We start from the raw sequence: 12880 nt of genomic DNA, 5'->3' as shown, positions 1-12880 counted from the left end.
CATAATCGACATTTCTGCCATCCTTAGCGGTCGCTGCTTGCTCGCGCTTCAAAGACCCTGAAAGCATTGCTTTCAAAGCGTGCCTTTACGCCCCTATGTGCGAACGCTCTTTATTGGGCAAAGCTTGATGGTGGTGTTGAACGCGGAGAATTTATTCGAAGCTAGCCATTTCCGACGCCTAACTTCTCGAATCGTGAGAAGTGAAGATGCAACCTATTTTACGTGGTGTTGTGTATTTTATGAAAAGTAAGTCCCTCATTTTCGCCCAATTAATGCCATTAAGGTTTTGTAGCATCCTTACCTAATGCGGGATCAATGCCTATCCTGGATTGCTTGATACCTGTTTATTTGTCAATTTTAATACAGTCTATGGCAGAGGTTTAAGGTATTAGTTATGTAGTTCTGACCCACACTAATAACTTTGTCTGTATTTGTGTTTTGGATGCTGATCGGTGAGGGCAACCTGTAGATACAGATATGCCACGTGCTTAGCTATATCTATAAATATCTAAGTTGTAGGAAAGTAAGCTCTAGTTTGACTAAAGCTCACATTCGCCGTCGCTGAGTTGGCTGGCTAGCTTTATTAACTTTGCCTCTTCAATTGCGCCGCGTTTCTTAGCGAGCACTTCGCCATTGGTGTCGAGCACTAGCGTCGTTGGGTAGCCGATGACCCCACCACTTTTGCGAGCAAACAACTTACTATTTTGCTGTGCAGGTAAGGCGTCAGCAAAGTGCCTTAGTTCGCGCTTGAGCTTAGTTCTTGAGCCTTTATCGCCAACAAGATTGAAGTGAATTTTATTGCCACACTGCTCCAGTAGTTTCGCCATTACCTTGCCTTGCTTTTTGCACCAGCGGCAATCGGGTTGGAAAAACATAAGTACAGTGGGTTTGCTGTTGTCATAAGACACAGCTGAGGAGCTGCCGCGCAGATCTTTGAGTTCGATCTGCGTGACAGAGAGAGATTGCGCCCAGGTATTACTAGCCGCAAGTGCGGCTAGTAATAACAGGCCATTAAAGCTTAGCTTCAACACCTAAGTAGAACTCGCGTCCGTGTAATGGGCCCCAGATGTATGCTACGTCGTAGCCGCCATCTGCATCATAGAATAACGGTGATTCACCTTCTTCGATTTGGGTGTAGTTGAAGATATTAGATAAGCCACCGTAAATTTTGATCTCATTAGTTAAGTTGTATTGCACTTTAACGTTAGAGACTGTGAATGATGGTGCGTCCTGGCTCTTAAGTGAAGTTGGGTCACCTTTGATGTTGTAGCCTTCGTAACCATAGTCACGTAGATCACGGCTACCAAACCAGGTGGTGTTCCAGAATACCGTGAAATCGTCATTCTTCCATTCAATTTCAAAGTTTGCGCGTGTTTCAACTGGTGCAATCGCGTATGAAGAACGGAACACGTCGTTGTAGTCGAAGTACTCGGCACTACCATTAATCGTTAGGTTGTCGTTAATGCTGTAACCGGCAACGATGTCGATAGTCGTTACAGATGCATCTTCATCAAGCTGAGTTAAGATAGGTACTCCAGCATCCGTTTCTTGCAGTGATGCTAGGTTCTTAACATTAGAGTGAGCGGCGGAGAAAGTGCTGGTTAACTTGTCGCCTTCATAGCTCAGTGCGTAGTTAACCGATAGCGAGTCTTCTAAAGAGTCTACATCGATTAAGTAACCTTTTTCTGAATCCAGAATGCCGTGGTCAGTTTCAAAGAAAGATAATGGCGCACGGTAGCCCCGGCCTGCAGAGAAGCGCGATGTGAACTCATCATTGTGGAAATAACGCATATCAACACGTGGTGCAACGAATGTTTCGTCAATCTCAACACCAGGCTTTTTTGGGTCAATAAAGTCAGCTGTTACTTGGTCAATACGCACGGCCATGGCAATTTCGATACTGTCAGTCGGTGTCCATGTATCCTGAACGAAGATACCTTTTACATCGTAATCAAACGAGTCGCTTACATAGTCAGGTACATCTTGCAGTGCTTTTGTGTCTGAGCGCATTTCTTCGGTGCGCATATCAGCACCATAGCTTAAGAAATGCTGATCATTTAGCTCGGTGTCGAATTTAGCACGCAAGTACAACATTTCATCTTCTGCGCGGTAGTCGATACCTTCGTAGAAAGAGTCTTGTTTGTGGTTTGCGTAGCTAACGGCAAGTTCTGAAGTGGTAGAGTCGTTCCACTCGCTTAGCCATTTTACGTAGGCTTCGTCACGGTTAGTCTGAATCCACTCAGTGGTTTCCCATGGCTTACCAATGTAGCGGTTGCGCACATCGTCATCGACAAAGAGTTGATCTGATTCAATACCATCATAGCTGCCTAGTGCTTCTTGAATTGAACCAACTGTATCGCCAATCACTGGACCACCGAATACTTCACTGCGTACTTTAGCGACACGCACGTGAATGTTGTTGTAGTCGTTTAAGTCGTGGCTAATAAGCGCGCTTAGGGTTTGGTTTTCCTGCAGCGGTGCTTCACTTACGCCATTGTCGTCGTGATCTTCTTGGTCTTGCTTATCATATTGACCGATTAAGGTGATACCAGTGCGTCCATCTTCAGAGATACCTGTCGCCATACCTTTGAAAGCGGTGAAGTCGTGGGAGCCTTTTGCTACGTCAACAGCTACCTGGTTTTCATAAGCTTCTTTGGTAACAATGTTGACTGTGCCGCCAATGGCTTCTGGAGCGATAAGAGATGCACCCGCGCCGCGAGCAATTTCGATGCGATCGACGCCCGTTGTTGAGATAGCATCAACAGCGTAGAAGCCTGAGATAAGAGTGTGTGTTGGTAAGCCGTCGACCAAAATTGTTGTGTGCTCGCCCTTCATACCGTTAAGCATCACGCGCTTAACACCACACATAGAGCATTCGTTTGAGACGTTTACACCAGGCTCATTGTTGATTGCATCAGTCAAGCTTAGTGCGTTTTTGTTTTCGATCATGATCTCATCAAGCACCTCAGTCTTTTGGATCACGTCTTTCAAGCGGCCATCTTGTTGCAGTTTCTGACGAACGCCTTTTACCTCAATAACTTCAATATCATCAGCAGCTTGTACTGAAAATGATAGCGCGCTGACTACAGCAGCTGCTAAAAGTGAGTACTTCATCATAGGAGTCAAATTTCCCTTTTATGCATTAAAAACAGTTTGAGCGATTATTTTGTTTTTATAATGACGCGTATGTTAAATGTTATGTCGTTAAAATTACAAATGATAATTATTATTATTAACAATATTGCGAGTTGACGCACAAAATTAAGGTTAATTTAAGGAAGTGTTACTGATTTGTGTTGTTGATCACGGAAAGTCTTGCCTTACTCAGTAGGCGTCGTGATGTGGCGAGTGACTAGTGCGCAGGAGTGAAAGTTTAACTCTTTAGGTAGCTGTATGTTTTATTTGGCTTTTACTAAAAGTCATCAGCATTCGCCAATGACTTTTAAGCGGTGAGCATCAATCGCTCAGTGATTTGGTCATATTTTGCTATATCACTAAGTGAGTGAGTTAGTTAGAAAAATTAGTGGCTCTCGCCAACAACAACGACTTCACCGGTTTTCTCGTCAAGGTAAGCACCAATTGGTTGTGGATCAATAACGTCGAACTCGTAACATGCTTTTGAATCCCAAGTACCAGAGCGGTCGTTAGACTCACCGGCAGCTTTACCCGGCTGCTTTTGTGCTAACCACTCATTAGCTGCTTGACGTAAATCTGGTTCAGCTTCTTTGTAGAAAACTCCGGAAGCGCCTGAACATACTAAGATTTTTGCAACTTCTTCTTTGCGATGCTTCGCAATCTGAAATGGGTGACCTTCAGCTGTGATGAAGTGTGTTTCGTTAGAAACCATATCGTAATCCACGAGCTGGCCTACTTCTTTGATGGTGTTGTAAACAGAACAACCTGAAAGTGCTGATACCATTAATGTTACTGCAGTTAGTTTTTTCATTTGAATCTCCCATTCTTAAAAGCTCGGTTACTGTCACCCGATTTAACGGCAATAGCTTATGAATATGGCGATTACTAAACATCTCTTTAACTGCTAGTAGTAGTTGGAATAGCCATTAGTAATGGCAAAGATTGGTAAAAAATAGTTTGTAGGTGAGCGCTAGCATAAAGGTAGGTAGGAACAATAAGACCAGCCTCAGTCGGCTGGCCTTATTTAAGTTGTGCTGATTAACCCGGTAGGCTATGACTGGTTAATGCGGTAGTCGCTGCCGTCTTTGGCGGTGAACAGCTTGCAGTTGCCTTTAGTTGGCTGACTTTGGGTGTTCAGCATACTTACCCACTGCTTGAACGGTGTAGGTAAATTTTTAATCGGCAAAGTAACCTGAATATCATCAATGTGTGCTTGGTCATTAGCGCCAATGAGTCCGTTACGGTCAAAGCAAATTTCAACATGGGTGTCGTTGTGCTTAAACACTAAGCTCGTTGGCGACTCTTTGTGACCACTTAGGGCAACAAACTGACATGGGTTTTGTAAGCCACACTGAGTGCCATCTTTCATAAAGGCCAGTAAGTGTGTGTAGTACACAACATAGCTACAAACATCGGCATGTGAGCCTTTTGTCAGTGGAAATTGCTCATCCAGAAACTGCTTAGCCTTTGCGGTGCGAGTTGGCTGATTAGTGCAAGCTACAATCTGCTCTTCAATGAAGTTGCTAAGGTTGTGAGCGGCTGTGGTGTGTAGTGGTGTCGACATATTCATAACCTTATCCTCTTCTATTCTTGCTACGTTTTGCCACTTAATGAGTGACTGAGCGAAGACTTATTGATGCTAATTAACCAAATGTGAATTTATCTCGATTGGTTAATTTGTAGTCTAGTGTATTTTTCACTACAATTTCACAATAAAAATTTTACAGTGTGAATTTTACAAAATGCGCAGTGAAAAAAGCTTAATACGTCAAAGCCATTTCTTAGGGACAAAGATAAGAAACCTGAGAAAACGCAACAACTTAACTATGGAAGACTTGTCTGCTCGTTGTATAAGAGTGGATTCAAGTAACGCGCCTAGCGTGTCATATTTGTCGATGATCGAGCGCGGAAAACGTGTTCCTAGTGCCGCTATGTTGGCGGTGATAGCTGCGGTTTTTCAAAAAGATGTTGACTGGTTTTTAGATGACGTACCTGAAGAGCAGGCGATTACACCTGATAAGGGCAGTCGCGGCGGGATCAGTGGCATGCCGCTTGAGCCAAGCTTTTTATTCTCTAATGATATTCTACAAATCGCCATCCCTGAAATGTTGTCGCAAACCGGTACTTCTGGGCGGCAGTTTGCTCATTTGCTTATTCGTGCCCATCAGGAACATCATCAAAATCACTTTCCAGACCTAGAGCGAGCAGCTGAAGAAATAGGTAAAAAGCAAATGCCTTTATCTGCCGATGACATGTTGGCAATTGCCAAGAGTATGGGGCTGAAAATCAAATGGATTGATGATACGCCGCGAGAAATCATTGACAGTAACGGTCAAACTTCACAGCAAATTACCACTTCATTTTTTGAGCCGCCGAGTACGATTTTCATCAACAAGTTGCTGAAAAAGCGCGTGCACCGACTCAAGTATGATCTTGCTGTACATATTGGCCATTGTGTATTGCATAACAAGGATGGTTTAAAGAGTGTCATGTTGTCGGGTAGTCGTGAACCTACCGACGATATCATGCAGTCAAATACCCTTAACGCTCAGGATATTCTCCACGCATGGCGTGACTTTGAGTCGAGTTTTTTTGCCGGCGCTTTACTGTGCCCTAAAGTGCCATTTAGGCAATTACTTGATCGTCATGGCTATGAGATTGATGTACACAAACAACTGCAGGTTTCGGCATCGGTCGCTATGCGCCGCATGACTGTAGTGTCACCTTATCCTCATTGGCATTACTTTGATGCCTATGCGCCGGGCAAGTTAAAAGCGGTTTATCGTGGTAATGGTATTCCGCTGCCTTGGGGCAATATGCGTATGGTGGAAGACCCTTGTCAGCATTGGGCGGTGTTTAGGGTGATAAATGAGCCACTTGAAGGAACCTCGGCGCAAATCTCAATCTTAAACGTGGGTGATGAGCCAAGAATTTATTGTTGTGAGTCAATTAAGGTAGATGACTCTGCTGGTAATCCACATGTGCTGTGCGCAGGTATCGATTTAAACCCGGCGATTGAGGCTCAAGGTAAAGATGCGCTAGGGATTGCAAACGACCTTAAGCAGGCTTGTGTTGACGGCGGTGGCTCAGTGGATATTCCAAAAGCTATTAAGCAAGACCTAACCAGCGTTGCCAAGATCCTTAATATCAACTGGGTAGAGCGCGGCATCGATAATGATGCAAGGTTGATTTGCTCGCGCGGCGCTGTGTGTCCACGTCAGCCAAGTTGTTATTCAGCTGGAAAATCTCAATGCGAGGGCAGTTAGGCTCTAGTTTCCAAGCAGAAGATGTAGCAATAATACCTAGTACTAGCTTGGCTATGACCTAGCTCTACTTCCTAGTGTAAATTGCTAAATATCTGTTTAATAGCAAGAAAGCATCTGTTAAATTGGGTTTTATTGTTACCCATGCCATAAAAATGCTATCAAATAGCGCCAATCATTTGTGGCTCAAGACTGTAAAGGAATACAGCAATGCTAGAGTTTTTGTTACTCAATGCTAATACCCCATTCGCCATCGCATTAAGTATTGTATTAATGCTGGCGCTGCTGGAGGGTGTTGGTATGGTCATCGGGTTTAGTATATCCAACTTACTCGACCATCTTTCTCCCATTGATCTTGATGTCGACGTTGACCTTGAGGTCGCCAATACCGGCGTAACGCCAATCCTCGGTTGGCTGTGCCTTAACCGTCTGCCACTGCTTATTTGGATAGTGCTGTTTCTTACCAGCTTTGCCTTGCTTGGTTATGCCGTGAACTATGTGACATATCAAGTCTCTGGGCAGGTGTTAACTTCATTTATCGCTGGTATCGCCGCTTTAGCCCTGGCGTTATTTACCACAAGCTTTGTTGGTCGCGGCCTTGCCAAGGTGCTACCTAAAAATGAATCTATGGCGGTCAGCAAGGATTCATTTAGTGGCCAGGTTGCCAAAATAACCTTAGGTACAGCTAGGTTTAACCACCCTGCAGAAGCTGTGCTTGTCGATCAATTCAACCAGAAACACTATGTGATGGTTGCCCCTGAAACCGATACCGAAAGCTTCAATCAGCATGAGCAAGTGGTGCTACTACGCAAGCAAAATAGCTTTTGGGTTGGCGCCAAGTTCGAGCAACAGTTTTAAGTTAATTTTCTCAATCAGTTTTGGCTCTGTTGGGTCAAAGCGCTTACTAAACGCACTCCATACGCGTTGTTTTAAAAGGAATTAAATATGGAATCCTTAGAGCTTACTAACACTTCCAATACCATGTTTATCTTATTGGTATCCGGTGTTGCACTTATCGCCTTTATTACTATTGGCCTCATTTTTGCCAAACTTTATATTCGCGCTACTAAAGAAATTGCCTTTGTTCGTACCGGTTTAGGTGGCGAAAAGGTGGTGAAAGATGGCGGCGCCATTTGTCTGCCTGTGCTGCATGAGACCATTCCGGTGAACATGAATACCCTGCGTATTGAGGTAGAGAAAACCCAAAAAGATGCGCTGATCACCAAAGACCGCATGCGTGTCGACGTAAAAGCTGATTTCTACCTAAGGGTTGCCACAAGTCAGGAAGGGATTTCGATGGCTGCGCAAACTCTGGGTACACGTACCATGCGTGTTGAAGAGCTGAAAAAACTCATGGAATCTAAGTTTGTTGACGTACTGCGCGCCGTAGCAGCAGAAATGAGCATGACTGAGATGCATGAGCAGCGTGCTGATTTTGTACAGAAAGTACAGCAAAACGTCGCCAATGACCTAGAGAAAAACGGTCTTGAGCTAGAATCGGTATCGCTCACTGGGTTCGACCAAACTGACTTGCAGTTCTTTAATGAAAACAACGCATTCGATGCAGAAGGTCGTGCTCGTTTAGCCAAGATTATTGAAGAAAAGCGTAAAGAGACCAACGACATTGAGCAAGATAACCGAGTGAAGATTGAGCGTCGTAACCTTGAGGCTGAGCGTCAGTCGTTAGAGATCCAAAAAGAAGAAGAGCAAGCTCGCCTAGAGCAAGAGCAAGTGCTTGAGTTTAAGCGTGCTGAGCAAAAAGCGGAGATTGCTAAAACCCGTGAAGCACGCGAGCGTGAAGAGCGTGAAGCACAGATTGCCCGCGAACAAGCAGTTGAAGCAGCAGAGATTGCTAAGGCTCGTGACATTGAAACCCGTGAAATTGCTAAGCGTAAAGACCTAGAGCAAGCACGTATTCAGCAGCAACGTGATATTGAAGTTGCTGAGCAAGATAAGCAAATTGCGGTTGCCGAAAAGTCAGAAGAAGAGTCGGCAGCACGCGCTAAAGCGGCGGATGCTGAAAAAGGTAAGGTTGAGAAAGAAGAGGCGGTAATTACTGCGAAGCAAGTTGCTGAAGCGAATCGTCGTAAAGAGATTGAGGTGATTGACGCGAAGAAAGAAGCTGAGCGTGAAGCTGTTGGTATTACGGTGCAAGCTCAAGCAGACAAGCAAGCGGCTGAAGATAAAGCTGCGGCTATTCTAACTGAAGCTAAAGCGGATTCAGATGCCAAGATTCTACAGGCAGAAGCAGACGAGAAAGTGTTTGCCGTTGAAGCCGCGGGTAAACAAGCCTTGTATGAAGCAGAAAACACCCTCAAAGATGAGCAAATTGAGCTGCAAAAAGCGCTGGCTATTCTTAAAGCACTACCAGAAGTGGTGGCAAATGCGGTTAAGCCGCTTGAAAACATTGAAGGCATTAAAATTCTTCAAGGCTATCAAGGTGGTGTCGGCGCTGCGGGTAACGGCGCAGATAGTGTGATGGCGACAGGCTCAGGTAGCATTGCAGAGCAAATCACTTCGGCAGCGCTAAACTATCGCGCTAATGCACCTGTAGTGGATGCCATGCTGCAAGAGCTAGGTATGGTGAATGATAAAACCGGTACGCTTACTGATATGCTAACCGGCGATAACTTCTTAACCGGCAAAGCGCGTGAAGCGGTGCAGCAGGCGAATATCGACCCAACATTGCTAAAACCTCAGAGCACACAGACTAATGGTCAGGCGTTAGATAAAGACTAAGGTGACTTGACTCTGCTGTTATGGCTCTTGCTATAACAGCGGCTATGAAACTCACACCCCAAAAAACCAAAGTTAAAACGTAAAACGGCGCACCTAGAGACAGTCACTAGGATTGCGCCGTTTTTGTTTTTAGCCCTAAACCATATACTTCAGTAGGTGGTTATCATTCGATTTGGCTTTGCCTGTAAATTCTAGTGTTTTCCATACACGGCAGCTTTGATTGTTTCTCACGTCGCAATGACATTTAAAGCACGTCGTGAACACTTCCCCTCTTTGTCTCACAAAAATGCTCGACGAAAACATCCATGTTTTCAACGGCTTTAAATGTCATTGCAACTCTAGTATATAGTTTCAACCGGTAAGGCTAGGCTCCCTTCTAGGGATCTCACACAGCCACCTTCTTCAGAACGTGGTAATTTACTCTTAAGGTGATAATTTATTTGTGGAGAGTAAGCTAATCACTCGTCAGTCTGCTTCATCATAGGTGATAGCAGCTCATACCAACTACCAGCCAGTACTTGGTATTCCTCAATACACAACTCGCCGCGCTCAGCGGTAAAAATTTGCTGCTTAATCATATCTTGATAAGCATCAGGGTTGCTGCCGTACACATGACAAAGGGTGCTGAAATAGCGCTGCTCGTTGAGGCTGTGCTCGTCCCAAAAATCCGCATCTTCTAATACTTTTCTGTTTTCTGATTCCAGGTCAAATAAGTCAGCTGCTGAGATTGCCATATCAGCGCCATTTTCAAAAAACTCAATCATGAGTACCGATGCCAAGCCATCTGCTGCATCTTCTTCTTTACCCACAACCGGTAGTTGATGAATATCGATAACCGCATGGGCAAGCTCGTGAAAAGTGGTGTGCACCATGGCATCAAGGCTGGCATCAGCGACAGATACACCCGTCTGGCCATAGTTGGCTTTGGTAAAGCGCTGTTTAACCTCGGTATAAAACCAGTAAGGGAAGGCGATAGTCGCGTCGCTGCTGTCGTAGTAAGGGCCATCTTCAGTGCCAACCACCAGATTAATTGGTTGGTCGAATTCAAATGTTTGATTAATGAAATCACTAATGGCACCAAGACCATTGGCTGATTGCAAGGCCTGCTGCGCTTGTTTGTCGGCGCTAGATTGCGGCGCTAGATATTCAAGGTTGAACGACTCGGCATTCACCTGAGCGCAAAACGTCATAATGCTACTTGCGAGTGCCAACTTAGCGACTCTAGAGACTAAAGCGGTTGCTGATTTCATAACAGTCCTTAGTTAATTCACAGACCTTATAAAGGATACTGGGTTTAGTTTGTAACGTTTGCGGTCAAACAATTTCCTCAATAAGTTTTGATCTATTCATTATTTTTGTTCTCCCTATGGTATTAAATTTTTTGTTTTTATTGGTGTTTACCTGAGTATTCTTTTTTTGCATTTGTCAGATTTGATTGAAACTTGATCGAGATCAGTGGGTTCGTGTTTAATTTGGTTAGGATACAAGTGTTTTGTAAAGTTAACAAAGGGAAGTGTTCGAAAATGCATAGTATTAAACCCAGGCGCAGTTTGCAGACTCGCCTTAAGCAAGCCGTTTTAACTGTAATCGCTTCAATTCCGCTATGCGCCGTTGCAGGTGATACTGGCTTTGATTATGGCGCATTTGCTTCGCAATATTCGCTGCTTACTACCATTGCGGGTGCTGGCGAAGATGGGGCGAAGTATCACAATAACTGGCAGGTTGAGTTTGAACGCGGCGTAGCCACCAAAGCTGAGCTGTCACGGCCGCATCATGCGATAGCTGACTCCAAAGGCAATATTTATATTGCTGATAAAGATGCCCATGCGATTCGTCTCGTTAATGCTACAGGTGAAATCTCAACCTTTATGGGCACCAATAAATACGGCTTTAATGGCGATGCTCATACGCCGGCTAATACTCAACTGGCCTTTCCTAACGGTATTTGGATTACCGCGGATGACACTTTGTATGTTTTAGATTTAGGCAATAATCGCATTCGCAAAGTCACTCCAGTAGGTGTGGTTTCCACCGTGCTTCATGATGATGACAAGATTGTCAGTGGTCGTGGCTTATGGGTAAGCGATGACCATAAAACCATCTATTATGCTAATCACGATAAGCTTAAGCGTTGGCAGCAAGGTGTTGGGATTAGCATAGTGGCTGATGGTTTTGTGGAGCTGGGTAATCTAGCTGTTGATCACAATGGCGATATTTTAGTGACTGACCGTTTTGGTCATCGGGTATATCGAGTCACGCCAGATGGCCGTAAAACCGTAATAGCTGGTAATGGGAAGTTAGCTGGTAATGGGAAGTTATCTGGTGGCGGTGATGGTCACCAGGCCACCGACAATGCACTCAATCAAGTTCGAGGCATTTGGCTTGCAGATAATGGCGGCTACTTCTTGGTAACGCATGCTGGCGGTCAAGTGTGGTTTGTCGACCCTTACGGCATAATTCATCTTTTCATCGATGGTGGCAGCTCAGATGAGCATAGTGGTGATAACCAGTCTTATGCGACATTAGGCAAGAAAATCAGTGAGCCACGAGCAATCTCGATAGATCAGCAAGGCAATTTACTCATTACTGAGAACGATCGCGGCTTTATTCGAAAAGTCGTCCGCAAACATTAGTGATGGTTATTGCTGCTTAGCCAATTAAAGTCCAGCCAAATAAAGCTAACTCAGTTGAAGCTGAGCCTGCAAGATCTAGATAACCAAGCCTAAGTGAGCTTAGGCTTGGTTGTATCTCGTTTTAGCTTTGTTATACAAACAGCATTTGATAAGCAAAACCAGTCACTATTGCCATAGTTAAGATAACCGCGACAAAGGTGATTACCATCGGGTTTTTAAAGATAGATTTCAGTAGCACGACCTCAGTTAAACTGGCACCTGCACTACCAATAATCAATGCCATTACCGCACCTAGCCCCATGCCTTTAGCAACCAAGGCTGCACTCAATGGGATAACTGCTTCAGCGCGAATATACAAAGGAATACCAATTACCGCTGACACCGGAATCGCCCATGGGTTGTCATCACTGGCGACACTTGCCACAAATTCTGTTGGCATAAAACCATAAATTAATGAGCCAATTGCAATACCTGCCATTAAGTAAGGTAGGACTTTTTTAAAGTCGCTCCAGGTGCTGTTCCAAATTGTTAGCCACTTACTTACAGGCTTTGTTTTGCCGCCACAACTGCTGCCACACGACTTAGTCTCTGGCGCGATATAAGCCTCAGGTTTGACGTACTTTTCAAAACCTAGCTTCTCTAGCAAGTAACCGGCAATGACCGAAATTCCCATGGCAAATACAAAGTAAAACACGGTGACTTTAAGCCCAAAAGTGACCGCAAATAGGCCAATAATAATTGGGTTGAGTAACGGGCTAGAGAACAAAAACACCATCATGGTGCCAAAGCCTGCTTGAGCTCTAAGTAACCCTTTTAGAAAAGGAATGGTTGAGCATGAGCAAAATGGCGTGATAGCACCTAGCAGCGCAGCAACCACATAGCCTTTGCCATTCTTGGCGCTAAGTATCGACTGGATTTTTGCTGGTGGAATATACATTTGCAGTACGCCCACCAGATAGCTAATTGCCAAAAATAGCAAGGTTAGCTCAACGGTTAAAAAGGCAAACATATTGAGTGTGTTCATGAGCATTTCTGTATTCATAACTGCCTCACAGAGTGAACTGGTTGACTCACTAAAAACTATATTTCTAGTTTTGTCGAATTAATTGT

General features: G+C 44.5%; 10 protein-coding genes. 4 read left to right on the top strand and 6 right to left on the bottom strand.

The window, feature by feature from the left end; translation table 11 throughout:
* Positions 1-539: 539 nt before the first annotated feature.
* The 4 genes from EXU30_RS09450 to EXU30_RS09435 form a co-directional block, all read right to left on the bottom strand.
* Positions 540-875: a TlpA family protein disulfide reductase gene (locus tag EXU30_RS09450; protein WP_242620403.1), complete on the bottom strand. Its 336-nt coding sequence runs from the start codon at positions 873-875 to the stop codon at positions 540-542.
* A gap of 136 nt (positions 876-1011) precedes the next feature.
* Positions 1012-3117 carry a TonB-dependent receptor plug domain-containing protein gene (locus EXU30_RS09445; RefSeq protein WP_130599483.1) on the bottom strand — a complete coding sequence of 702 codons (2106 nt, stop codon included), beginning with the start codon at positions 3115-3117 and terminating at the stop codon, positions 1012-1014.
* Positions 3118-3520: 403 nt separating this feature from the next.
* Positions 3521-3946: a hypothetical protein gene (locus EXU30_RS09440; protein ID WP_130599481.1), complete on the bottom strand. Its 426-nt coding sequence runs from the start codon at positions 3944-3946 to the stop codon at positions 3521-3523.
* 240 nt (positions 3947-4186) lie between these two features.
* On the bottom strand, positions 4187-4705 hold the full coding sequence (locus tag EXU30_RS09435; protein ID WP_130599479.1) for an aldolase/citrate lyase/malate synthase family protein: 519 nt from the start codon (positions 4703-4705) through the stop codon (positions 4187-4189).
* Between the two features lie 172 nt (positions 4706-4877).
* Here EXU30_RS09435 and EXU30_RS09430 point away from each other — a divergent pair, with 172 nt between their 5' ends.
* From EXU30_RS09430 to EXU30_RS09420, 3 genes are all read left to right on the top strand, one after another.
* Entirely contained in the window at positions 4878-6401 is a 1524-nt protein-coding gene (locus tag EXU30_RS09430; protein ID WP_130599477.1) for a DUF3612 domain-containing protein, read from the top strand.
* Positions 6402-6608: 207 nt separating this feature from the next.
* A complete protein-coding gene (locus EXU30_RS09425) occupies positions 6609-7256 on the top strand; it encodes a YqiJ family protein (RefSeq protein WP_130599475.1) in 648 nt (215 codons plus the stop codon).
* Between the two features lie 87 nt (positions 7257-7343).
* Positions 7344-9137 (top strand): flotillin family protein, encoded by a 1794-nt coding sequence (locus EXU30_RS09420; protein ID WP_130599473.1) that lies wholly within the window; start codon positions 7344-7346, stop codon positions 9135-9137.
* Positions 9138-9595: 458 nt separating this feature from the next.
* On the opposite strand, the gene EXU30_RS09415 is transcribed toward EXU30_RS09420, so the two are convergent.
* A complete protein-coding gene (locus tag EXU30_RS09415; RefSeq protein WP_242620374.1) occupies positions 9596-10387 on the bottom strand; it encodes a DUF4344 domain-containing metallopeptidase in 792 nt (263 codons plus the stop codon).
* Between the two features lie 273 nt (positions 10388-10660).
* On the opposite strand from EXU30_RS09415, the gene EXU30_RS09410 reads away from it, so the two are divergent.
* Entirely contained in the window at positions 10661-11770 is a 1110-nt protein-coding gene (locus EXU30_RS09410) for an NHL repeat-containing protein (protein WP_130599471.1), read from the top strand.
* 130 nt (positions 11771-11900) lie between these two features.
* Here the strand turns inward: EXU30_RS09410 and EXU30_RS09405 are convergent, their stop codons facing one another.
* Positions 11901-12812, bottom strand: coding sequence for a permease (locus EXU30_RS09405; protein WP_130599469.1), 912 nt, complete (start codon positions 12810-12812; stop codon positions 11901-11903).
* Positions 12813-12880: the final 68 nt, after the last annotated feature.

It is taken from the genome of Shewanella maritima (genome assembly GCF_004295345.1).
GTDB classification, from domain to species: Bacteria; Pseudomonadota; Gammaproteobacteria; order Enterobacterales; family Shewanellaceae; genus Shewanella; species Shewanella maritima.
The sequence above is the reverse complement of the archived record's forward strand: the minus strand, read 5'-3'. Positions and strand labels throughout refer to the sequence as shown.

Excerpts from the sequence above, each read along its gene's own strand:
- EXU30_RS09415 (WP_242620374.1), bottom strand. The coding sequence starts at position 10,387 with ATGAAATCAGCAACCGCTTTAGTCTCTAGAGTCGCTAAGTTGGCACTC.
- EXU30_RS09410 (WP_130599471.1), top strand. The coding sequence starts at position 10,661 with ATGCATAGTATTAAACCCAGGCGCAGTTTGCAGACTCGCCTTAAGCAA.
- EXU30_RS09450 (WP_242620403.1), bottom strand. The coding sequence starts at position 875 with ATGTTTTTCCAACCCGATTGCCGCTGGTGCAAAAAGCAAGGCAAGGTA.
- EXU30_RS09445 (WP_130599483.1), bottom strand. The coding sequence starts at position 3,117 with ATGATGAAGTACTCACTTTTAGCAGCTGCTGTAGTCAGCGCGCTATCA.
- EXU30_RS09425 (WP_130599475.1), top strand. The coding sequence starts at position 6,609 with ATGCTAGAGTTTTTGTTACTCAATGCTAATACCCCATTCGCCATCGCA.
- EXU30_RS09405 (WP_130599469.1), bottom strand. The coding sequence starts at position 12,812 with ATGAATACAGAAATGCTCATGAACACACTCAATATGTTTGCCTTTTTA.
- EXU30_RS09440 (WP_130599481.1), bottom strand. The coding sequence starts at position 3,946 with ATGAAAAAACTAACTGCAGTAACATTAATGGTATCAGCACTTTCAGGT.
- EXU30_RS09435 (WP_130599479.1), bottom strand. The coding sequence starts at position 4,705 with ATGAATATGTCGACACCACTACACACCACAGCCGCTCACAACCTTAGC.
- EXU30_RS09420 (WP_130599473.1), top strand. The coding sequence starts at position 7,344 with ATGGAATCCTTAGAGCTTACTAACACTTCCAATACCATGTTTATCTTA.
- EXU30_RS09430 (WP_130599477.1), top strand. The coding sequence starts at position 4,878 with ATGCGCAGTGAAAAAAGCTTAATACGTCAAAGCCATTTCTTAGGGACA.